This window comes from Shewanella hanedai (assembly GCF_007197645.1).
Lineage (GTDB): Bacteria > Pseudomonadota > Gammaproteobacteria > Enterobacterales > Shewanellaceae > Shewanella > Shewanella hanedai.
In genome coordinates this window covers 70,533-91,859 of sequence record NZ_VKGK01000004.1, presented here as the reverse complement: position 1 = coordinate 91,859, position 21,327 = coordinate 70,533, and the positions used below count along the sequence as shown (strand labels likewise).

The 21,327-nt window shown below is 42.9% G+C and carries 23 protein-coding genes; 12 read left to right on the top strand and 11 right to left on the bottom strand.

The features are described 5' to 3' along the window. Positions 1-167: 167 nt before the first annotated feature. Both FN961_RS04975 and FN961_RS04970 read left to right on the top strand, forming a co-directional pair. Positions 168-371: a hypothetical protein gene (locus tag FN961_RS04975; RefSeq protein WP_143563448.1), complete on the top strand. Its 204-nt coding sequence runs from the start codon at positions 168-170 to the stop codon at positions 369-371. A 157-nt stretch (positions 372-528) separates the two neighbouring features. Further along, the gene (locus tag FN961_RS04970) at positions 529-783 is read left to right on the top strand and encodes a DUF3297 family protein (protein WP_143563447.1); all 255 of its coding nucleotides are present in this window, start codon (positions 529-531) and stop codon (positions 781-783) included. Between the two features lie 90 nt (positions 784-873). On the opposite strand, the gene FN961_RS04965 is transcribed toward FN961_RS04970, so the two are convergent. Continuing rightward, positions 874-2,217, bottom strand: coding sequence for an NCS2 family permease (locus tag FN961_RS04965; RefSeq protein WP_143563566.1), 1,344 nt, complete (start codon positions 2,215-2,217; stop codon positions 874-876). A 531-nt stretch (positions 2,218-2,748) separates the two neighbouring features. Here FN961_RS04965 and FN961_RS04960 point away from each other — a divergent pair. The 3 genes from FN961_RS04960 (at position 2,749) to FN961_RS04950 (ending at position 8,177) form a co-directional block, all read left to right on the top strand. Next, the gene (locus FN961_RS04960; protein ID WP_143563446.1) at positions 2,749-3,834 is read left to right on the top strand and encodes a DUF3083 family protein; all 1,086 of its coding nucleotides are present in this window, start codon (positions 2,749-2,751) and stop codon (positions 3,832-3,834) included. A 263-nt stretch (positions 3,835-4,097) separates the two neighbouring features. Then, a complete protein-coding gene (glnD, locus tag FN961_RS04955) occupies positions 4,098-6,704 on the top strand; it encodes a [protein-PII] uridylyltransferase (protein ID WP_143563445.1) in 2,607 nt (868 codons plus the stop codon). Between the two features lie 144 nt (positions 6,705-6,848). Then, positions 6,849-8,177 (top strand): aspartate aminotransferase family protein, encoded by a 1,329-nt coding sequence (locus FN961_RS04950; protein ID WP_143563444.1) that lies wholly within the window; start codon positions 6,849-6,851, stop codon positions 8,175-8,177. 142 nt (positions 8,178-8,319) lie between these two features. On the opposite strand, the gene FN961_RS04945 is transcribed toward FN961_RS04950, so the two are convergent. Both FN961_RS04945 and cspE read right to left on the bottom strand, forming a co-directional pair. Further along, a complete protein-coding gene (locus FN961_RS04945; protein WP_143563443.1) occupies positions 8,320-8,529 on the bottom strand; it encodes a hypothetical protein in 210 nt (69 codons plus the stop codon). 342 nt (positions 8,530-8,871) lie between these two features. Next, positions 8,872-9,084 carry a transcription antiterminator/RNA stability regulator CspE gene (gene cspE / locus FN961_RS04940; RefSeq protein WP_143563442.1) on the bottom strand — a complete coding sequence of 71 codons (213 nt, stop codon included), beginning with the start codon at positions 9,082-9,084 and terminating at the stop codon, positions 8,872-8,874. 309 nt (positions 9,085-9,393) lie between these two features. On the opposite strand from cspE, the gene FN961_RS04935 reads away from it, so the two are divergent. From FN961_RS04935 to FN961_RS04925, 3 genes are all read left to right on the top strand, one after another. After that, entirely contained in the window at positions 9,394-9,783 is a 390-nt protein-coding gene (locus FN961_RS04935; protein ID WP_143563441.1) for a ribosome recycling factor family protein, read from the top strand. 112 nt (positions 9,784-9,895) lie between these two features. Further along, positions 9,896-10,396, top strand: coding sequence for a NifB/NifX family molybdenum-iron cluster-binding protein (locus FN961_RS04930; RefSeq protein WP_143563440.1), 501 nt, complete (start codon positions 9,896-9,898; stop codon positions 10,394-10,396). Between the two features lie 94 nt (positions 10,397-10,490). Continuing rightward, positions 10,491-11,006 (top strand): hypothetical protein, encoded by a 516-nt coding sequence (locus tag FN961_RS04925; RefSeq protein ID WP_143563439.1) that lies wholly within the window; start codon positions 10,491-10,493, stop codon positions 11,004-11,006. Between the two features lie 58 nt (positions 11,007-11,064). Here FN961_RS04925 and FN961_RS04920 read toward each other — a convergent pair whose 3' ends face one another. From FN961_RS04920 to bufA2, 5 genes are all read right to left on the bottom strand, one after another. After that, the gene (locus FN961_RS04920) at positions 11,065-11,640 is read right to left on the bottom strand and encodes a TetR/AcrR family transcriptional regulator (protein ID WP_143563438.1); all 576 of its coding nucleotides are present in this window, start codon (positions 11,638-11,640) and stop codon (positions 11,065-11,067) included. Between the two features lie 146 nt (positions 11,641-11,786). Next, positions 11,787-13,226, bottom strand: coding sequence for a coniferyl aldehyde dehydrogenase (locus FN961_RS04915; RefSeq protein ID WP_143563437.1), 1,440 nt, complete (start codon positions 13,224-13,226; stop codon positions 11,787-11,789). Between the two features lie 266 nt (positions 13,227-13,492). Continuing rightward, positions 13,493-14,299, bottom strand: coding sequence for an HvfC/BufC N-terminal domain-containing protein (locus FN961_RS04910; protein ID WP_143563436.1), 807 nt, complete (start codon positions 14,297-14,299; stop codon positions 13,493-13,495). Beyond that, on the bottom strand, positions 14,286-15,188 hold the full coding sequence (bufB, locus tag FN961_RS04905) for an MNIO family bufferin maturase (protein ID WP_143563435.1): 903 nt from the start codon (positions 15,186-15,188) through the stop codon (positions 14,286-14,288). Before bufB ends, FN961_RS04910 begins: the two co-directional genes overlap by 14 nt. 93 nt (positions 15,189-15,281) lie before the next feature. Then, a complete protein-coding gene (gene bufA2, locus FN961_RS04900) occupies positions 15,282-15,749 on the bottom strand; it encodes a BufA2 family periplasmic bufferin-type metallophore (RefSeq protein WP_143563434.1) in 468 nt (155 codons plus the stop codon). Positions 15,750-16,306: 557 nt separating this feature from the next. On the opposite strand from bufA2, the gene FN961_RS04895 reads away from it, so the two are divergent. After that, positions 16,307-16,738, top strand: coding sequence for a universal stress protein (locus FN961_RS04895; RefSeq protein WP_143563433.1), 432 nt, complete (start codon positions 16,307-16,309; stop codon positions 16,736-16,738). A gap of 74 nt (positions 16,739-16,812) precedes the next feature. Beyond that, entirely contained in the window at positions 16,813-17,256 is a 444-nt protein-coding gene (locus FN961_RS04890) for a universal stress protein (protein WP_143563432.1), read from the top strand. Between the two features lie 53 nt (positions 17,257-17,309). Here FN961_RS04890 and FN961_RS04885 read toward each other — a convergent pair whose 3' ends face one another. Then, positions 17,310-18,146 carry a LysR family transcriptional regulator gene (locus tag FN961_RS04885; protein WP_143563431.1) on the bottom strand — a complete coding sequence of 279 codons (837 nt, stop codon included), beginning with the start codon at positions 18,144-18,146 and terminating at the stop codon, positions 17,310-17,312. Positions 18,147-18,242: 96 nt separating this feature from the next. Further along, a complete protein-coding gene (locus FN961_RS04880) occupies positions 18,243-18,536 on the bottom strand; it encodes a YkgJ family cysteine cluster protein (protein WP_143563430.1) in 294 nt (97 codons plus the stop codon). A 191-nt stretch (positions 18,537-18,727) separates the two neighbouring features. Between FN961_RS04880 and FN961_RS04875 the strand changes: the two genes are divergently transcribed. Further along, the gene (locus tag FN961_RS04875; protein WP_143563429.1) at positions 18,728-19,483 is read left to right on the top strand and encodes a phosphatase PAP2 family protein; all 756 of its coding nucleotides are present in this window, start codon (positions 18,728-18,730) and stop codon (positions 19,481-19,483) included. 36 nt (positions 19,484-19,519) lie between these two features. Here the strand turns inward: FN961_RS04875 and FN961_RS04870 are convergent, their stop codons facing one another. After that, positions 19,520-20,044, bottom strand: a complete 525-nt coding sequence (locus FN961_RS04870; RefSeq protein WP_373293391.1) for a TetR/AcrR family transcriptional regulator — start codon at positions 20,042-20,044, stop codon at positions 19,520-19,522. Between the two features lie 36 nt (positions 20,045-20,080). Here FN961_RS04870 and FN961_RS04865 point away from each other — a divergent pair, with 36 nt between their 5' ends. Continuing rightward, a complete protein-coding gene (locus tag FN961_RS04865; protein WP_143563427.1) occupies positions 20,081-21,133 on the top strand; it encodes an alkene reductase in 1,053 nt (350 codons plus the stop codon). Positions 21,134-21,327: the final 194 nt, after the last annotated feature.

The window sequence follows — 21,327 nt, the reverse complement described above, 5'->3', positions numbered from 1 at the left end:
TGAGCTGGCGATGTTGAGGGCAACTTAAGTTTTTTGGCTTATAAAACTAGCGAAGCGTGATTACTTAAGATAATAATATGGAAGATAATCTAGGTGATGGGATTAATCTGAATGAGTGATCGCAATCGTCGTCATATGTAGACTTATGGAAATATTAAGGATAAAGAATGTTAAATATCAAAGGATTTATCGCTATCGGTTTTATTGTGATGATGGGATCAGCGTGCTCAAACTTGCCAAGTGATGTGGCAACTGAATTGGTCGCTCGGGGTTTGTGTCACTCTCAAAGTGGACATCAAACTGAGTATGAAAAATCTGAATGCCGGAAGTTAGTGAGTAAAGAAACCAAAGAAAAAACAAAAGAGAAATAACACTGCCTGTCGTTGTGTCCCGATAGCGTGTCGCGCTATTGTTTAGATTATAGCAATAGTACACTCACATTTATTACTGCCGCGCTTGAGCAGATGGCCTGTATTGACTACAATAGCGGACTATTTTTTACAGCAATTTTTACTACAGGCCACAACCATGAACGATACTACATCGCTACCAACTTTACCGGATCGCCTTTCCGTCAATCCTCGTAGCCCACATCATGTGGCTGAAATATTCGAGCACGAAATAGGTATTATGCTTAATGGCAAAGAGCGTTTTGATGTTGAAGAATATTGCATCAGTGAAGGTTGGGTAAAAGTCCCGTCGCACAAAGCCTTAGATCGTCGTGGGCAACCGCTTATGATGACGGTAAAAGGGACTGTTGAAGTCTTTTATAGCAAAGGTTAAGCCGCACTGTTAACGCTATTGCTCTGTTCTTGGTTGCCATATAGAGGCCGTTAATTCACAGGGCAATAGATAAGTTTTCTGCGGTATCAGTTAATGAGTATCAACAAAGATAAATTTGAAGATAAACAGCAGTGCTACAATCGCAACTCCGGGGTGAATTTCACGCCAGCGATTGGTTCCGACTTTCAAGACACAGTAAGTGATGAAGCCTGCGGCAACTCCTTCGGTGATTGAAAAGGTAAAAGGCATCATTATGGCAGTAATAAAGGCTGGTGCTGACTCAGTTAGATCGTCCCAGTCAATTTTAGCAAGCTCTGATGACATCAAAATACCGACATATATTAAGGCGCCAGCAACGGCGTAACCAGGCACCATCGCGGCTAGCGGCGAGAAGAAAATAACTAAAATAAACAGCAGACCTACCACGATAGCGGTTAACCCTGTACGTCCTCCAGCTGCGACACCCGCCGAGCTTTCAATGTATGCGGTCACGGTTGATGTGCCCATATAGGCACCAGCAACGGATGTGACTGAGTCGGTCATCAAGGCTTGTTTCATGCGAGGAAAACGGCCACGCTTATCGGTAAAACCACACTTCTCGGTGACACCAATCATGGTGCCTGAACTATCAAATAAGCTAACTAAAGCAAAGGAGAAGATGATCCCCATTAGCGCGACATCTAATGAGCCAACCAGATCGAGTTGGCCTACAGTGTTGGTGATGCTTGGTGGCATTGAAATGATGCCTGTGTACTCAATATCTCCCATTAATGCGGCAATGGTGGTGATAATTGCAATCGATATCAGTACGGCAGCATGAATTCCTCGTGAGGCGAGGATCACGATAATAAAGAAGCCTAAGGCACCTAAGACACATTGCAGCGAGCTTAAATCGCCTACTGTCACCATGGTTGCAGGGCTTGCGACCACAAATCCTGCATTGCTAAAGCCGACAAAGGCAATAAGCAAACCGATACCACTTGGAATACCCACACGCAGACACTTAGGTATATTGCTTAAGATCCACGATCGTATTCCTAATATCGAGATGATAGTGAAGCAGACAGCCCCCCAGAAAATGGTGCCCATGCCTGTTTGCCAGCTGATCCCCATCCCAACTACAACAGAGAAAGCAAAAAAGGCGTTGAGTCCCATGGCTGGCGCGAGTGCGATAGGGAGGTTAGCGATTAAACCCATACCAATACAACCGATAGCACTGATCATACAGGTAACCACAAAGACCGCGCTGGGGTCCATTCCTGCCGCTGAGAGAATTTGTGGATTTACAAATACGATATACACCATGGTCATGAAGGTCGTAATACCTGCGATGATTTCTGTCGAGAAAGTGGTGTTATGGGCTGATAGTTTAAAAAAACGTTCAAAAAAACCGTTTTGATTAGCAGTGTCTGCATCTTTATTTATGTTTGTCATATCTTCGTCTAGACATTCGTTAGCATGAAGATCGGATTTATTGTTTGGGGTACTCATTTATTGCTTTTTTCCATTTTATTTAGCAGTTCTGCGCCCTAACGAATAGGATCAAAGTGTGCATGAGTATCTCCAAGCGATCTCAAGATGCTGAACCTTGCGGTTTGAACTTGTTTGGGGATTTAGTACCAATGGCGCACTCTTACACCGCCAAAAAATGTTTCTCGGCAGTGACGACATAGTTATTCTGATTTTAGTTTACTAGGAGGTAATATTGTATTGTACGAATGCCCTGAAGCTTAAGTGATTAAGCTCACATATTTCAGAGTTATTTGTCACAGCCTTGATTCTCTTACAGATTGATTTTAAGAAATAAATCACATTCGAACGGTATGATGTTATGCAAACTTAGGATAAGTAAGTGTCCATAAAGTTGCGTAGCTAAAAGTGTGTTCTACTGCAGCATTTTTGTCACAACTTATCGCTATAATCTACGCCAAGATACACATGGTTAACTTATCACAAGGAGTATTTATGTCCCTTAGCCATCAGCAAAAAGTGTACGTACCCAAGGATGTTCGAAGCAATCAATATATCACTGCAGAGATCAAAGTAACGGACGCTTTGTTGGCCCATTATCCTGATTACAAAACGTGTTACCAAACTCTTAGTCGAACCATTTTTAATCTAGCGGAGCAAGAGGAGTTATATAATCTTCACGTTATCACTAACGATAAACTCCCCGTCGTGCGTTTCCACGCTGAAGCGTATTGTTTCCCAACGGCAGAGCAGATCATCTTTTTTTATAATCCTGAGTATCATGAAGCGCAAAGTCTGCATAGTCAGGATGATTACCGAGCCCGTAAAATACGAGTTGTATTCCTAGCAACTGGTGAAGACATTCGCAGTAACTCAGCGAGTTTTCATATTAAAGTGCAGCATTTTCTCGCGAAACTGATGCCTCAGTTACCTGAGAAAAACCTCACAATTAAAATTCGTGATCATCAACATCTCTCTTATGATCTGTTTGCTCATGCTAAGGGCAACAAAGAGAGCTATGGGTACAAGCTACGCTCTATCAGTGACAGGTATACCGCAAGAGATTGTCCGCTCCCAGAAGGGCATGGCTCATTATGCTACGTTACGGTGAAATTGCCTTTAAGTCGCAAGCTCAAGCAGGCTTTTTTACCTGAACAAGCCACCGACTTTTCGCCACTGTATCAGAAGCTAGAGGATGCGTTTGTTCAAGCTACATCAGCCAAACAACTTAAGCAGATTGCTATGGTTGCTAATGGGTTAACACCATTAGTGCGTAACAGTAAATATGATCAAGTCGATGGCACTGATGAAGTGCAGATGCTCGGTTTCGACCCGAATGTAGAAGAGCAACAATATATTCGTCATTGGGCTGGTGATCATTTGGCTGAAATGGTCAGCTTTACCATTGCTGCAGGAGTTAAAGATTGTAAAGGTGGCGGACTTGGTCGTTTTTTAAATCGAGCAGAAGAGGCATTAAAGAGTTTAACTTCTGAATTAGCGTTAGATAAATCACGTGAAGAACTGATTGTACGGTTCCATCAACATATTAGTTATCAAGCGCCTGAAGAGTTAATTAGCTAATCATCTAGCCATTACCGTTAGATTTTGTAAATCACTCTGAGAGGAGTGGTTTACAGCAAAGCGTTATTATTGTTTGAGGTCGCCGCTTAAGTATCACTATGAAGAGTATTCGTCTTGATACTCTGTGACGTTGACATACTGTTGTCGATTTGTAATTTATATTTGGATCGTCTACTCTATTTCTCATATAGGCCATTGCATAACGGTTTGATTTTTTGAATAAACCTTAAGTTATATTGGATGCAAATAACCGCAGGAGAAACATGTCTGACTCTGGTATATCACCTCAATTCAGTTCAAAAATGGGCATTACCGATTATAAACAAATAATCCAAGATGCTGATAACTACTTTAATGAAAACTTTACCCACGTTGCCATCGACGAAATTGTAAAGCTACGCTCTGATTTTTTTGACTCCTTACTTCTCCACCTCTGGGAATGCGCAGATCTTGCTACCGAAGACATATCTCTCAATGCCGTAGGCGGGTATGGTCGTCAAACTTTACATCTCTATTCTGACATCGATATTTGTGTATTATTTTCTCATGAACTCAGTCCTCATCAAGCCTCACAGATTGGTCATTTCTTTACTCAACTTTGGGATTTAGGTCTCGAACTTGGTCACACCGTTCTTGGGCTGAATGAAATTGATAAGGTGTGTGAAGAGGACGTAACGATAGCGACTTCCCTCTTTGAAATCCGTCATTTAACCGGACCTGAGTCGCATGCTAAAGAGGTGTTAGAAAAACTTTATGGCGATACGCTCTGGAGCAGTGAAGTTTTCTTTAAAGCGAAAGTAAATGAGCAAGATGAACGACATCAAAAGGCGCAGGGGAGTGCCTTTAGCTTAGAACCCAATCTGAAAAATAGCCCCGGTGGCATGCGTGATATTCAAACCTTGATTTGGGTAACCCGTAAATATTTCGCAGCAAAAGATATGGCAGCTTTAAGACGGTTTGGTTTCTTTACTGCCGACGAATATGCCGAATTATTAGAGTCACAACATTTTATCTGGCGTACACGCTGGGCGCTACATGCGGCAGCACAACGATCTGAAAACCGATTGCTTATCTCTTTGCAAAGCGATGTTGCGCGACTGATGGGGTTTGGAGACAACAGTCACCTTGCTATCGAAAAAATGATGCGCCAGCTATACCGTGCAATGAGGCGGATCAGTGAACTTAATCAAATGCTGTTGCAGTACTTTAAAGATGAAATACTTGAACAAACAGATAAAAAATCAACTCCGCTAAGTGAGCATTTTGAAATCAATAATGGATTGATCAACGCATGCCACGATGATGTTTTTGTTGATCGTAAGCAGCTTATTGCGCTGTTTACGCATATTGCTGAAAACGCGGATGATATTGTTGGTATTACGCCGCAGACGATTCGATTAATCCGTCAGGTTAGACGAAGACTGCTTGGTGATCTGCAAGATTTTCACAGTTGCCGTAAAGAGTTTATCTCTCTATTTCGTCATCCACAGGGCATGGGACTTGCACTTTCGTTAATGCATAAACATGGAATATTAGCGTCATACCTTCCACAGTGGCGTGAAATTGTGGGTCAGATGCAATTCGATCTATATCATGTTTATCCCGTTGATGAACATACACATAAACTCCTTAAGTACTTATATTCACTCAACGATAAACCAGAAACTCAGGCGCTTACGCACCCTTCAGCAGTTTACAAAGCTATCGCCAATAAAGAGGTGTTGTTGTTGGCCGCTTTGTTCCATGATTTAGGTAAAGGGCGTGGTGGTGATCATAGTGAATTGGGCGCTGTCGATGCGATGCAATTTGCTACTTTTCATGAGCTAAAACCATCGCAAGCTAAAGTGATCGTCTGGTTAGTTAAAAACCATTTGTTGTTATCATTATCCACCCAGAGATTAGATATATATGACCCTTCGGAAGTAAATAACCTTGCGAAAACCATCGGGACGAAAGCTAGACTTGATGCGCTCTACTGCTTAACGGTTGCCGACATTAGGGCGACAAATGATGATCTGTGGACTAACTGGAAAGCGACGTTACTGCGAGATCTCTATATGTCGATCAGTTTCGCACTGCGTAATGGCTTAGAAAACGTGTTAGAGCAGCGAACGATAGTCCGTGAGCACAAGAATGAAGCACTGGAACTCATGGGGCTGAGGGTCATTCCTGATGAAATTAAACAGCTTTGGAAACGATTGCCGTTATCCTTTTTCAGTAATGCTCAGCCCAGTGAAATAGCTCGTTACTCTATCGCGATGGCGCAAAGCCCTGTTGAAGATTCACTTGTTTTATTGGATGAAAGCAGTACTAAAGGTTTCAGTGATTTGTTCGTTTATATGAAGGATAAACCAGGCCTGTTTGTGACACTGTTTAATACCTTGGCTTCATTACAGATCTCAGTTCAACAAGCTAATATCTCCAAAACCAAAGATGGGTATGTGGTGGAGTCATTAAAAATACTGGATTATGATGAGCTTCCAATAAGAACCACTGGGCGACGCGCCCGTATCAAGCAAAAGATCAAAGAAGTATTGTTTGAAAATAAAAAAATCCCTAAACAACGTCTTAATAATAACATTAGCTCTTTTGTCAGCGAGCCCAAAGTGGAGTTCTTGCGCTCTCGTAAGAAGGATAGAACGCTTATTAGTGTCACGGCACTTGATAACCCGCAATTTATGAGTCACTTCTGTAATGGCTTTAGACTGTTTGAACTTAATATTCACTCAGCCAAAATCACCACAGTTGGTGAGCAAGTCGACAATGTATTTTTGGTGTCTGACAAAGATGGCCAGCCATTAGATGATGAGAGAAAGCTTGAGTTGAAGTCTTTCTTTGTCGACTTCATTAAAGAGCAACCTACAGCTTAGCAAACTGGTTACTATTCAGAGTGTCATCCACCTGTCCCCGTTTAAGGTGGATGGCACTGCATTACTCCATCCGTTATATGGCAATGCATTATTGTGACCTGTATCATACGTGCCAGACTTTTTATGATGTAGACAGATAACAATATGAGCAATGCTGATAAACCAGCCACCAGTGCACTACTAAAACAAGCCCACAACAACATGCCTTTAGGTGTCGCCGATAGCTACCGTTATTGGGGCGAAGAGAACACTGTATTCGTTAAGAGTAGCTTAGGCTGTACGATCACAGATGCTGACGACCAGCAGTTTATCGATTTCCGCCTAGCATACGGACCTATTATCTTGGGTTACCGTGATAGCAGAGTGGATCAAGAAGTCGTGGCAGCGATCACTGAACGTGGCACAATTTCAGGATTCTCAACCGAGCTTGATTCTCAAGTTATTGAACTGATAAAGCAGATGTGTCCAAATATTGAAAAGATGCGTTTTGCTAACTCAGGAACTGAAGCGGTGATTGGTGCAGTACGCACAGCTCGTGGTTTTACGAATCGTAACAAGATTGTGGTCGTTGAAGGCGGTTTTCATGGCCTCTACGATGAGATGATGTGGAAATCAGATGTTGATAATTGGGATAGCGAAACCCAAGCAGCACCAAAGATCACCGCTTTTGGTGGCGGAATTCCTGAAGCGAGTCGTGAGCATCTGGAAACCGTTCCTCTCAATGATTTTGCTGCAATCGATGAAGTCTTCACTCGTGTTGGTGATGATATTGCCGCCATCGTCATAGAGCCGATATTGGGTAACTGTGGCAGCATCGCATCCTCGCAAGAGTACATGCAGAAATTGCGTGATATGTGTGATGCCAATGGCACACTATTGATCATGGATGAAGTTAAAACGGGTTTTCGTGTGGCTAAAGGTGGTGCACAAGAGCTTTATGGTATCCACGCCGACCTCACGACTTACGCTAAGGCGATGGGCAATGGGTATCCTGTTGCTGCCTTCGGTGGTCGTAGCGATATTATGGACGTGATCAGCTTCGGGAAAAAGGGGGTCACTCATGGTGGTACTTATACCGCGAACATGATTGCATTAAGTGCAGCTAAAGCAACGCTAACCATTTTGAATGAAACCAATGCCTATGACAGCATCAATAAAGCCGGTGCCGATATTCAACAGGTGTTATCTCGCGTATTTACCAAGCACGGTATTGAGCACCAGTTTGCTGGCCCTGATGCGATGTTCGGTATTCATTTTGGTTGCCAGGTACCGCAAAACTATCGTGACTGGAAGAAGACTGACAGCAACTTATATACCGAGTTTGCTCATAACTTGATTAAGAGCGGTATCATGTTAGAGCCTGATTCACGTGAGCCTTGGTTTATCTGTGAGTCCCACAAAGATATCGATTTGGCTAAACTTGAATTGATTGCCGATGCAGCCATGGCGAAAGCAATTGCTGAACGCAAGTAAATTAATGTTAGGGGAGTAGGTGTTTTAAGAAATGCCTACTTATTAGAAAGAGTGTGAGGGAGATGATTTATTTTTAAATCAATCTCTTGCATAAATCTCTTATGAAGAGGGCTCTTTCTAATATGCGTGTCTATGTAAAAGACTAGTAGGAGACAGAGAAGTTACCGATAAGCTTATTTTCATCGTTTAAGATCTTACCTTGGCAAGTTTCGTCACAATAGGCGAAATCTACATTCCTGCTATCTAGATTACCTTTCATTGAAACATGACGTAATAGTACATCACCATTTAACTGGTGGATTAGCGCGTTCCAAGAGATGTTGCCTTTAAAAATATTAAAATTTATTTTCATTTATTACCTTTCAGTATTGAGTGTGTTTGTGTTTGTGTTTTTAATTTTTGAAACATAAGTAGCTTCAAGTTTGAATAATTTATCAGCTTGAATAGGACATAAAAACGACAAAGTGAAATTAGTCTTAAGCTGGGTACGTTTAGTATTAATGTTTATTTATAGGGATATAACGAAGTGAATGAGAAACCTAACGACATATACAAAAAGCAGATGATTGAAATGTTAATATTTTCGCAGATACGGTATAAATTGACGATTAAAAATTGTTCTACAATCGATGTTTAACGATCGATTTAAAAATGACGTAAATGGTCATTAAACCATTTACGTCAACTTTCGAAATTACAGACCAACTACGTTAGCTGCTTGAGGGCCTTTTTGACCCTGCTCTACTTCGAAAGATACTTTCTGGCCTTCTGCTAAAGTCTTGAAACCTTCAGAAGCGATTGAACGGAAGTGAACGAACACGTCAGCGCCGCCATTGTCTTGAGTAATGAAACCAAAACCTTTATCTTCGTTGAACCATTTTACGATACCAGTTGTTGAATTAGACATGATGTGTCCCTTATAATTAAATTCATAAAATTATCGCAGTATGCGATGAGCTGAAATTGAATTATTTAATGTGGCGATGAAGATAAGGGAAAACTGAGGATAACAACAATGACGAAGAAATTCTGAGATTTTACTTTTTACTTTATGTTCACTAATAACTCTAAACAGCCGAGTGATTTGAATACTACCCGATAAATTTTTATTGTACAGAATTATTTTGATTTATTTTATGTCGGGACTGCATAAGATGAGAGGTTCGTTAGAGGAATAGTTTATTCTGGCAAATACAAGAGTAAATGAGATGCTGTTATGAATGATAAAATCACCATCTCACTGCCTTCCCTTATTCATAGAATAGGCAGGGAAGAGGTAAAACAGGCCAAAGACATTGCACTGCAACATGACTGTGAGCTTAAGCGTGTGCGACGTTCCAGAAATTGGGGCGTTTCTGGTGAAGCCATCAAGATTCAACAGTTTTCAGTCACATTGAAAATAGAAAATGGTGATAAATTTCGTTATCTTATACAAAAAATCACCACCGCTTTACTTGATCATAGCGACAAGCTAGAACCGCTTGATGCCAAGTTGGTTCGTCTGATCACTGACAATCCCAATATCACCCTTGCTGAATTGATACACATAACAGATTGCACAATGACAGAAGCCAGAACTGCGCGCTTTGATGCAGATTCTTGGTAAATATTTTAATAAAAGCTCAGATAAAAACACCTGACATGCAGATTGACTCACAGTAAGCCACTTTCTGTGGGCGTAATATCAATTTATTTGCAAGTAACAACAGGTAGATAGAATGATTATTGCAGTACCACTGAGTAGAGGTAGATTGGCGAGCCATTTTACTAAAGCCAAAGAAATTGCTTTTTATAATGAACAACAGCAATTAATTGCACGTTTCGACAACCCCGCATTAGCTGGCAGCTGTAGCGCTAAAAAAGCCATGTTAACCCTGATTAAAGACCAAGGTACGTCGATTGTACTTGTTGAAGAGATTGGTCAGCGCATATTAGGTAAGCTGCTTGCTGCGGGCATTAGCGTGAGTCGATGCAATCGTAATATGGAGTTAACTGAACTGTTTTCTGCTGCCATCGATCTCTCTCGTCGCTTAGTGGATGTGGAGCAAGGTCGTGAATGCTTAAATCATGAGAAGAAAGGCGGTTGTGGCAGCGGCTGTGGTGGTTCAGCTGGTGGTTGTGGTTGCTCAAGCAAGAAGAGTGAGCCGAATCTGTTGTCGCAATTAGCGCCACAATTAAATGATAAGCCAGTTACTTTTGCTGGTTTTAGACCGCTTTAGTTTACTTTGCTCAAGATTAACAATGATTAAAAGTCAGCGCCCTATAACAGAGGTATAATACTGGGCATCTAGTGCCTGTTTTGGAGATGGATTCATGTCATTTAAAACGCTTGTTGTACCTGGGATGTTGCTGCTCAGTTTAAGTGGTTGTGGTTATTTCGACCTTGATGAAAAACAACAGCTTGAACAAGCTTGGTTAGCCAAGAATGAACAGCTTCAGTTAGTCATTGAGCAGATCCGTAGTCAGGGCCTTGATGCGGTTGCTACCGGTGCTGAAGCTGGCAGTGTTGCCGCCTGTGTGGCTGGTAAGCTTGATAGCGATCCGTTAGGGGAGTTTATCAATGTTGAGGGGTCACTGGTTGAGTCGGCGCAAGTTGCTGAGCTTCTAAACGAATTACAAGGCTTAATGGAGCAAGATATCAGCTTTGAGATGGTCTCTAACTTATTACAGAAGGGCGCTGATGCTGCTGTGTATGCGAAGCAGATAGTGGCAGATCAAGGTATGGAGCAAGGATTAGAGAGCCTACAGCAGATGGTCGCATCGAGTCGTGAGTTTGCCAGCCAAGACTTAGGTGCACATTTCCAACAATTATTAGCTGAGTGTCAGTAGTCATAACGATTATCCCACTTTAACGAACGGTATTCGTTAAAGCGGGATAAGTGAGTGTTTAGCTTTGCACCATAGCATTCCAAAACATTGAAAAGCTGGCTTGTTTATGAGTGTCCACTTGCCACTTTTCAGGATTATCGAGAAAGTAACGGGTGGCCGCTAAGTATTGACCGTGACAATTATCTTGCATCAAGGTGAGCGGGTAAGAGGCAAACAACCCTTGAGTTTGCCCTTGCTGCATTAAGTTGCCCATAAAGCTCAATATTGAGTTCATCGCTTGCTCTCTGATCTCAATGGCGATGGACGGCGACATGGAGTATTGTTGGAAAAACTCCTGTTTAAGTGGGTAATCGATGGCCCACTGAATAGCACTGTACCAAAGGTGCTCTGCATCTTGTTTTAGATCGCCGCTGTCTTTAATCGACGCTGTAATCGCGTCAGCAAACTCTTGCTTTATCGAGAGAAACAGGTGTTTCATCAGTTCATCTTTCGAGGGGAAGTGATGAAAAAGTGTACCGGTTGCAACTCCCGCTTTTTTGGCAATCGAAGCCGTAGAGGTCGCATAAAACCCTTGGCTGACGAATAGTGTGAGTGCGGTGTCTAAAATAGCCTGTTTTTTATCTGGTTTACTCATCTAATACTTAATTCTCTTCGAATGACTTTTCATAACTAACAGAACAAAGCTAGATCCTGAGATACACTCAGGATGCAACTCTAATGTCATTCTGAACTAGTTTCAGTAGTCAGCTTTTAACCGACATCGTGTTTTACCGCCGACTGTTAACGTAAAAATAGCTTATATAACATGGCCTGGATACCCGTGCCGTATGGCGGGTGGACAAACTTACCTGTGTTTAGCTTGCCTCTGCTCAATACTGTTTTAGCATGGCTTAAGGTGAGGAATCCCTCTTTACCATGGTAGTGGCCCATACCTGAGGGACCAATACCGCCAAATGGCGCATCATCGGCTGCGACATGAAAGACCGTTTCATTAATGCATACACCACCTGAATGGGTGTGAGTCAGCACTAAGTCTTGAGTTTGTTGGTTAAAGCTCATCAAGTAGAGTGCCAATGGACGTGGTCTGTCATTGATATAAACAATCGCTTCATCTAAGGAGTCGTAACCTATGATTGGTAGAAGCGGCCCAAAAATCTCATCTTGCATCAAGGTCATTTCATCGCTGACATTGGTGATGAGCTGAGTGGGGATTTTTCGTTTGGCGGTGTTGATCTCTTCACCGTTAGCGCTCACTACAGTGGCGCCTTTAGCTTTTGCATCTTCTAACACAGAGGTTAAACGATCGAACTGGCGCTCATTGATGATTGAGCCGTAATCATTATTGTCGCTAACCTTGCCATACATGGCGTTAAACTTCTTTTGGTAGGCCGCGATAAATTCAGCCTGTTTAGCTTTTGGCACTAATACGTAATCAGGTGCGACACAGATCTGTCCTGAGTTGAGACACTTACCATAGATCATACGCTCAACAGCGGTATCGATTGGCATATCTGGCGCCACAAGCACGGGTGATTTTCCGCCAAGCTCAAGTGTTACTGGGGTTAAGTTGGCTGCTGCTGCTCGCATCACATGACGCCCGACGGTGGTAGAGCCGGTAAAGAGCAAGTGATCAAAAGGCAGTGAAGAGAACTCAGCAGCAACATCAGCCTCTCCCTCAACGACTGCGACAGTGGTTTCATCAAAAATGCTGGTTAACATCTCTGTGATCACTTTATTGGTTTCAGGCGTGAATTCTGACAGCTTTAACATGGCACGATTACCAGCAGAGATTGCCGTGATCAAAGGACCCACGGAGAGCATGACCGGAAAGTTCCACGGCACGATAATGCCCACAACGCCTACGGGCTGGTATTGGACTTTAACCTTAGCGGGAGCAAGTAAGAGGCCTGCATGGCGATGGCTTGGTTTCATCCACTTTTTAAGATTTTTAAGGCTGTAATTGACGTTGTTAATGCAGGGCATGATATCTGAGATTAAGGTGTCATCCAGAGAACGACTGCCATAGTCTCGGTTTAGCGCTTCGGCTAACGGCTGCTTAAATTTGAGTAGGGCAGTTTTAATTGCACTGAGTTGTTTGATTCTGAGTTCATAAGTTGGCGCAGGTTGAGAACGGTAGCTTTGCTGCTGAGATTGAAGTAACTCGGTTAAGTTCACTCCCTTAGTGACTTCATCTTCAGTTTGTTGAATTGGCATATTCATCCGCTCGCTCTCCTGTTTTGCTGTGGTTGTCTTATTACTCTAATCATAATCATTAAAACCGACTGATTGGTCGGTCTGTTGTTGATATGCTAATCCAGTGAGTGAAAAACGTCCAGTATTTATATTTGTTGTTGAATGTTGAAAGGGAATGAAGAGCTGTTTCTTGTTTTTTGAATATTGTAAAGGGTGAGGGCTGTCTATTGACTGTTGATTAGCCTCGGAGCTAGCGACGTTGTTTATCTTGCCTCTAGCTCGAAACTTATGGCTTAAGCGATAGCGCGGATGATCCCCATCTCGAACCAAGCACGTATGGCTTGCAGTACTTTTGTTGGGGCTTGCTCCTCATCGAAATAGTTAAGCATTAATTCACACTGTTGCGCCAAGCTTTGCCCCTGAAGAAATCCCTCTAATAAAACCAATTGATACTCAGTAAGAGAGATAAACTCGGTCAATCTCTCTTCACCTCGCCAAAGTAACCACGCGCAGGCAATGCTGTAGTCGGGTTGTGGAGGCGTTTGTTGATTCTTCAATGCTTGCCAGCTTTCTACCGCGTTACTTTGGCACTTAAATATTTGCACACTAGAGTGAAACCTAAAGCGGCTCTCTGGCCAATGTTCTGGAGCAAGTTGCTCAAGTTCAGAAAAGCTCGCTCTTGATTGTTCTTCTGCATCAAAGGCATTAAGTAGACGTCGCTCGAAAGCGGCAATATGGGACAGAATAGGGTATTGGCTGAAAAAGGCATCATCTTGTAAAAATGGTGGCAGAGCATCACAAAAATGTCGCAGGGAGCGATAAGATGAAGGATGAGCGTTGATGTACTCTTGTGCCATCTTGTCAAAAAGTTCATCGCCGAGATAGATGCCTAACATCTCGTGATCTGTCTCTATCGTCTCAATGAGTCGCAGCCGATAAGCGCTGGCATAGATCCCCAAACGAGTTTGACCATCTTCATCACTTTTAGCTGTGATAAGGGAGGTAAAAGCTGAACATTTATCGTCTTGGGCGTTGTCGGTGCTCTTATCCGATAAAATGTAAGCCATAAAGAGTTCTTGGGTTTGTTTAAGACTTGCCATCAAAGACATTCCTGTTGCTGTTTTTATTAAGGCCATCTAAGTGAGTTTGTAACCCAGGTAATGTCTTAATTGCAATATCTCTGGCGATGTTTAATTCCTGCTCAAGGCCAGAAAACTCGGGAATGTTTCCGTCTCTTTCGATCATTGTGCTGACCGCACCAAAGCGCTCTAAAGCGGTACCGTAAAGATCCCAAACACTGTCTGGTACGTCGTGGTCATGGGTATCGATGACATAATCTCCGTAGTCTGAGTGACCCGCCAAATGAAATTGTTGTACTCTTTTAGGCTCGATCTTATTCAGGTATGTCACGGGATCGAAATGATGGTTTCTGGCGCTCACATAGATGTTGTTGATATCGAGTAATACTAGGCAATCAGCTTGTTCTGCAACGGCATTGAGAAAGGTCCACTCATCCATGGTTGAATCTTTATAGGAGAGGTAGCTTGAGACGTTCTCTAACAGGATCCGTCTACCAAGAAAGTCTTGTACTGTTCTCACGCGCTCGGCGACGTGATTAATGGTCTCCTCTGTATAAGGCAGTGGCAGGAGATCATGGCTATTCACATCGTGAATGGAGGTCCAGCAAATATGATCTGATATCCATTTAGGTTGCACATCGTTGGCTAATTTTTTCAGGGCAGTTAAATACTCCATGTCTAACGGATCTGTACTGCCGATGGACATTGACACGCCGTGCATAACAATAGGGTACTGTTCGGCTATCGATTCAAGGTAATACCTGGGTTTACCGCCTGCAACCATGTAGTTTTCTGATAAAACCTCGAACCAATCTATGTCGGGACGAGTGTTCAGAACATGATCAAAATGATTGGTTCTTAAGCCCAATCCAAATCCAAGAAAATCTTGTGTCAGTGCAGTTTCTGTCACTCAGTGGTTACCTCAATCAATGGTAAATAAATGAAGGCACCTATAACCAATAGCGATAATAGGTACCTGTATTTCTAATGATACCGACTGGTATTAAGCGCCTACTTTGCCGCCAATATCAGCACACGCTTTTGCTGGAGCAGCAACAAAGCCAGTGCCTTTACAGCTAGCATGTCCGCCACAAGCGTTATTTGCTGTTTTACAATCATTGTGGCCTTTACAAACGTTCACACTGTAGCAATGCACTAGATCTGTTTTAGCGATACTACCGACCCAATCATCTTGTACTTTTCCGCCCACATCGCCACAGCTTTTAGCTGGCATGGCGACAAATCCAGTGCCTTTACAGCTTGCATGGCCGCCACAAGCATTGGTTGCTGTTTTACAGTCGTTATGGCCTTTACATGCATTAACGCCGTAACAGTGAACGAGATCGCTGCTACCTTTTGCCATTGCAGCTTGAGTCGTCTCTGATTTGTCAGTGCTATTACAACCGGTTAGTCCTGCCATTGCGAGAGCGAGTGCTGCACCTGTCAGAGTGGCTTGAGCTTTAGTATTCATGATATTACCCTTTTTGATTAATTATTAAACTCAGGTATAAGATTAGTGGCTATTTTTAGGTACCACATAAAAAAACTGTCTGTGTTGCGAACAGTTTGTTTATCTGGTCTCAATGGCCACCATACCTACCTAGATTCAAGACCGAGTATAGAGAGCTAAAATTTCATCAGTATGGAAGTTATGAATAGATATTTAGGTTTAATATCTGGATGTTCACGGTTTGAATAGCGATTAAATCCGTTTTTTTAGCGGGTTTTAACGTATGTGTTTGTTGTGGTATTAGTGCGGGACAAATAAGCTGTAGGTATTGGATATTGTGGTAGGGGAGATTTTTCAGACTTGAAGGTTTGTGTGATCCTGGTCAAGATTTTTATTCAAACTTCAAACTAGAATTAATGTAAAGGTCAGTTGTTAAAGCGTAAATTGTGACATTATTAACCTTCTCTTTAGTGAGAGTTAAGTGGTCATTATTTTATCGAACAGGGCTCTGGAAGTGAGCCTAAAACGGGCATCTGAACTGGCTTGAGCATATAATGATAGAACCATAGGAGGTCGTTATGAGAACCCGACAAATACTTTGTCCTACAGATTTTTCTGAAACTGCGTCTCATGCTTTAAGATACGCGATTGAAATGGCCAATTTTTATCAGGTGGGTTTGAGATTGATTCATGTAGTCGATCAACCGCTTGGTGCTGAGAACTATCAAATACTAGCCATTACTCCCGCAGAGCTAGCTCAAAGTATGGAAGATACGGCCGCAGATCAAATGCGCGACCTTCTCGCTGGGCTTAAGAGTGAGCTTCCCATGGAAACCGTGATTAGGCGAGGTTCGCCTATCGATGAGATTTTAGCTGACGCCATTGAATTCGATGCTGGTATGATAGTGATGGCCAGTCATGGTCGGAGTGGTTTATCTCATTTCTTACACACGAATGTCGCCGAAGGCGTCGCTAATAAAGCTAAGTGTCCGGTATTGGTCGTGAAGTGACATTTAGTAAACCGTTAATTGTCAGTAATATGGTTTAATAGACATTTAAATAATGGGTTAGATAGGAGGTTATTGTGCGTACTCGACAAATATTATGTCCAACCGATTTTTCTGAAACAGCATCACATGCGCTAAAATATGCCATCGAAATGGCAAATTTATATCATGTGAACATTCGATTATTGCATGTGATGAGCGATGTTTATAGCCAGCATAATTATGGGATTATTGTTGAAACACCGGTCGATTTAGAGCACAAAGTGGAAGATTTTACGCGTGAAAAGCTCACTAAATTAGCTTCAGAGATCAACACTCATTTAGATGAAGAACTCAGTGTTATTCCTGTGATCAGAAGTGGGGATGTTATATCACAAGTCCTAGAGGAAAGTGTCGAGCAGGGAGTGGGCATGGTAGTGATGGCTAGCCATGGTCATACAGGCCTATCCCATCTACTTAACCCTAATGTGGCTGAAGCAATCACCAATAAGGCCAAGTGCCCAGTGTTAGTGGTAAAATAAGCTGGTTAGATTTAGGCAAAGGCGAGTTCATTTCGCCTTTGAACTTGCTCTTTTTACAGTTTTCTTCGGCAAACTGAGATAACAGCGGCAATCATAGGCTCACTGATCCTGCTGGCATTATAAGCCAGTCCTATCTGCTTTATCAGTTTCTCCCCCGCAATTGGTCTTAACACTAAGGCATTATTGTGTTTTATCTCTTGCCAATCAGGCAGCAATGCAGCGCCAACACCTGCACAGACTAAGGGCCAAGTGTATTCAATTGTGCGTATGTTGGCTCTCGTTTGCATCTGAACACCTGATTTTGTCATGGTTTGCTTTAATCTATCGAGGGCGTCACAGGGGGTACGATTGATAAAAGGCAGTGCATTAAGATCATCAATTTCAATGATAGGCTTTGAGGCCAGTGACCAATTACAGGGAATGGCAAGCTGGTATTTGTCTTCCCAGATAGGGATGAAGTCTTCGCTGCTCGATACCGATTGAGCTAGCACGACTCTGACATCACAGGGCTCATCTGGATCAACAAGGGTTAACTCAACATTATCGATCCTTTGGGTGAGTTCGGTAAGCAGCTCACTCATCCGTTGTGCGCCCAAAGAGCGCATTAATCCTAGGCGGAGTGGAACGGGTGTGGGAGTGTCACTGAACAGATGTAGAATCTCTTGTTGGTTTTCACTCATCTTTCTTGCCAGCGGATAGAGTTTATCGGCGGCTGAAGTGGGGCGAACACCACCTGGATGACGTACAAAAAGCTCGACGTTAAGTTGCTGCTCTAACTGAGATATCGCTGCGGTGATAGAAGGTTGAGAGACAAAGCATTGGCGTGAAGCCGCGGTGATACTGCCCTGTTCATAGACAGACTGAAAATAGTGTATCGATCTTAACTTCACTGAATATCCTTAATAAGCGACGAGCGATTAGATAAATGGCTAGCGTTAGCTTACTCAGGATAGACTATGTTAACAAGGCAGGGCTATAGGCAAGAGTTATAGCCCATTCTCACTGCGTTCAACTTCACACTCGTAGGAGGCCATCTCAAATTCGCGACATACCCAAGGGCGATTTTCGTAGATGGTACACATCTTGGTTTCACGATCTAAAGCTACACACCAGCCATCATCTAAGCGTTGCATTACATCTCCGCCCCAATCTGACTCTTCGATATACTTCTCTGGCACACCGGTTTCAGAGATAATGATGACCTGAAGACGACAACAGCAGGCCTGACAGTTGGAGCAGGTTATTTCTGGGTTTGGAATGTTGGTGACTTCTATGATCATGGTGAACTTTCGTAATATCTGAGGGCGACAGAATACAGCAGAAACAGGGGCTTTGTCTGTGCTTATTGTAATCTATTCGAGGCTGGTTCAAGCTAATCTTTATCATCTCATTCTTTCAATAACATCGGCCTTCACATTTTTTTCACCTTGTTAGGGGGAAAATCCCTATTGGTTTTTTTGGGGTAAAAATAATGGGCAAGTTAACTGAGCACAGAGTGAGCAAAGAGGTTTTTCTACGTCGACACCTCCTCTTTCCGGGACTCATGTTCGCCACGCTGGCGACTGTTTTCGAATATCTACAGCTCGATATCCCTATTGCTAAATTTTGGTTTGAACTTGAGGGCGGGGTGACTCAATGGTCACTAAGACACACATGGGTGTTAGATAATGTGATTCATGTAGGTGGCCGTAATTTTGTGATATTGATTAGTGCTATTGTACTGGTGTCCATGATAGTAAGTTTCTGGAAATCTAGCCTAAAACCTTTTAGAAAAAGCCTAGTTTTGTTGTTTCTTAGCGTACTGAGCACCGTTTTGCTTGTCCGGCTTGGAAAAGATCTTAGTCATGTTAGTTGTCCCTGGGATCTGTCCCTATTTGGCGGAAGCCACGAGTACTTGCCTATTTTTGCTATATCACCTTCCCATGGCGAGCTTGGGGTGTGTTTCCCTGGCGGTCATTCCAGTGGCGGTTTTGCTTGGGTCGCCCTCTATTATTTTGCCTACCAGCATTGTCCAAAACTGAGGTGGAAAGGCTTAATGTTTGGCTTGGTTCTAGGTGGGGTTTTTAGTTTGAGTCAGCAGCTACGTGGTGCTCACTTTTTTTCACATGGAATATGGAGTCTAGGCATCGCTTGGCTGGTCTCGACGAGTTTCTATTACCTGTTTTATGTTCGAAACTGGCAATCATCAACGACCGAATCGACTCCGAGACAGGGCGAGTTGGCGTAGGCTAACGTGATTGACTTAGCCTATTCAAGATAGTGACTAGGCACAGATATCTTGGAAGAGCTGATCCGCTAGCTCTTGTAAAGTTTCACCCTGAGGATGGGTGTGTGCGAAAGTTCTTAAACCGTAAATTCCCATGGCTAAAAAGCGTGCCAAATGCTGGCTATCACGTTGAGAGCTGAGTTCACCTTTCGCTTTGGCTAAATCAAATACATCGGCGAGCCCTTGCTGCCAATTTGCCAAGTTCTCGGTAATGATGTTTTGCACTTCTTCATCTTGTTGAGCCATTTCATTAAGGGCTTTAGTGAGCAAGCAAGCCTTTGCAGCCTCGCAACTGATGCACTCTTGCACTGTGTTATCCAGATAGGCTTTGAGCTCAACTAGTACGGGTCTGTTTCCAGTGAAGAAACCTAGAAACTCAGTGCTTCTATCGGTTTTATACTGCTCTAAAGCTGCCAGTAATAAGCCTCGTTTATTGTCGAAGGCACAGTAGATAGAGCCGGGGTGTAACCCTGTGGCTTTAGTCAGATCTTGCATACTGGTTTTGCCGTAACCCTTGTCCATAAAAGCGGTCATTGCCGATCTCAGTACTTTCTCTCTATGACTGATAACTTATTTCAACCTTTTGTGCTTAACGAGACCATTACCCTTCAAAATAGGGTTCTAATGGCGCCACTGACTCGTTGTATGGCTGATGAAGAGTTAGTTCCGACTCAGGCCATGGCTGACTACTACGCTCGCCGTGCCGAAGCGGGGTTAATTATCTCAGAAGCGGTGATCATTCGCCCCGATGCACAGGGTTATCCCAATACTCCCGGTTTGTTTACGTCAGCTCAGATAGATGGTTGGCGAGTGGTGACTGATGCTGTTCATCATGCTGGTGGTAAAATATTTGCTCAGCTATGGCATACAGGCCGTGTTGCGCATCCTCATTTTTTTAAGAAATCCAGTTCAACTCAGGCATTGGCTCCTTCTGCTATTGGTGTAGAAGGGAGCGTACCTAGAATGCGAGAGTTAACTTACCAAGTACCTAAAGCGGTCACGTATGATGAGATCACCCAGTTAGTGGCTGATTACTCTCAAGCGGCCTCTAATGCGATAGATGCTGGCTTTGATGGTGTCGAAATCCACGGGGCTAATGGTTATCTCATCGATCAGTTTCTGCACTATGCCAGTAACCACCGCACTGATGAATATGGGCAAACACCAGAAAACATGTCACGTTTTGCACTAGCGGTTGTCGACGGAATTTCAGCCAGAATCGGCAGCGACAGAACGGCACTACGAGTTTCACCTGGTGCATATTTCAATATGGCTGGCGATAATACAGATCGTGCCGTATTTGACTATTTGTTAGGTGAACTTGAGCAACGTAATTTGGCTTTTTTGCATATCGGGATTTTTGATGATGCGATGGAATTTGATTATCTCGGTGGCCGTGCATCTAGTTACGTTCGAAGTGTTTACAGCAAGACCCTTGTTGGCGTAGGAAGTTACAGCGCAGAGTCTGGCAGTGCGGCCATTAGTAACGATAAATTTGATCTGTTAGCGATTGGCAGACCATTTATTGCCAATCCTGATTATGTTGCCCGCGTCCGTGCTGGTGAAGAGTTGGTGGCATATTCAGATGAGATGTTGGCCAGCCTAGTGTAGAAAGTTAGTGTAAAAATTTGCTAAAAAAATCATCAATCTTGTGTCTGTTTTAGACAAATGAGGTTAGCCGTCAGGTTAACCTCTTTTTTTGTTTTACGATAATGCTTAAGGAAATACGTCTTTTGTCGATAAAAAGAGATAGGGTGATACATAATGATACGGATTGTTTCTTACTTACCTAGTTAGATGAATAA

Bases quoted from the DNA above. Each gene is read 5' to 3' on its own strand.
- glnD (WP_143563445.1), top strand. From the start codon at position 4,098: ATGTCTGACTCTGGTATATCACCTCAATTCAGTTCAAAAATGGGCATT.
- FN961_RS04880 (WP_143563430.1), bottom strand. From the start codon at position 18,536: ATGATCATAGAAGTCACCAACATTCCAAACCCAGAAATAACCTGCTCC.
- bufA2 (WP_143563434.1), bottom strand. From the start codon at position 15,749: ATGAATACTAAAGCTCAAGCCACTCTGACAGGTGCAGCACTCGCTCTC.
- FN961_RS04915 (WP_143563437.1), bottom strand. From the start codon at position 13,226: ATGAATATGCCAATTCAACAAACTGAAGATGAAGTCACTAAGGGAGTG.
- FN961_RS04910 (WP_143563436.1), bottom strand. From the start codon at position 14,299: ATGGCAAGTCTTAAACAAACCCAAGAACTCTTTATGGCTTACATTTTA.
- FN961_RS04935 (WP_143563441.1), top strand. From the start codon at position 9,394: ATGAATGATAAAATCACCATCTCACTGCCTTCCCTTATTCATAGAATA.
- FN961_RS04920 (WP_143563438.1), bottom strand. From the start codon at position 11,640: ATGAGTAAACCAGATAAAAAACAGGCTATTTTAGACACCGCACTCACA.
- FN961_RS04975 (WP_143563448.1), top strand. From the start codon at position 168: ATGTTAAATATCAAAGGATTTATCGCTATCGGTTTTATTGTGATGATG.
- FN961_RS04950 (WP_143563444.1), top strand. From the start codon at position 6,849: ATGAGCAATGCTGATAAACCAGCCACCAGTGCACTACTAAAACAAGCC.
- FN961_RS04970 (WP_143563447.1), top strand. From the start codon at position 529: ATGAACGATACTACATCGCTACCAACTTTACCGGATCGCCTTTCCGTC.
- FN961_RS04925 (WP_143563439.1), top strand. From the start codon at position 10,491: ATGTCATTTAAAACGCTTGTTGTACCTGGGATGTTGCTGCTCAGTTTA.
- FN961_RS04870 (WP_373293391.1), bottom strand. From the start codon at position 20,044: ATGGACAAGGGTTACGGCAAAACCAGTATGCAAGATCTGACTAAAGCC.
- FN961_RS04960 (WP_143563446.1), top strand. From the start codon at position 2,749: ATGTCCCTTAGCCATCAGCAAAAAGTGTACGTACCCAAGGATGTTCGA.
- FN961_RS04945 (WP_143563443.1), bottom strand. From the start codon at position 8,529: ATGAAAATAAATTTTAATATTTTTAAAGGCAACATCTCTTGGAACGCG.
- cspE (WP_143563442.1), bottom strand. From the start codon at position 9,084: ATGTCTAATTCAACAACTGGTATCGTAAAATGGTTCAACGAAGATAAA.
- FN961_RS04865 (WP_143563427.1), top strand. From the start codon at position 20,081: ATGACTGATAACTTATTTCAACCTTTTGTGCTTAACGAGACCATTACC.
- FN961_RS04965 (WP_143563566.1), bottom strand. From the start codon at position 2,217: ATGACAAACATAAATAAAGATGCAGACACTGCTAATCAAAACGGTTTT.
- FN961_RS04875 (WP_143563429.1), top strand. From the start codon at position 18,728: ATGGGCAAGTTAACTGAGCACAGAGTGAGCAAAGAGGTTTTTCTACGT.
- FN961_RS04895 (WP_143563433.1), top strand. From the start codon at position 16,307: ATGAGAACCCGACAAATACTTTGTCCTACAGATTTTTCTGAAACTGCG.
- FN961_RS04930 (WP_143563440.1), top strand. From the start codon at position 9,896: ATGATTATTGCAGTACCACTGAGTAGAGGTAGATTGGCGAGCCATTTT.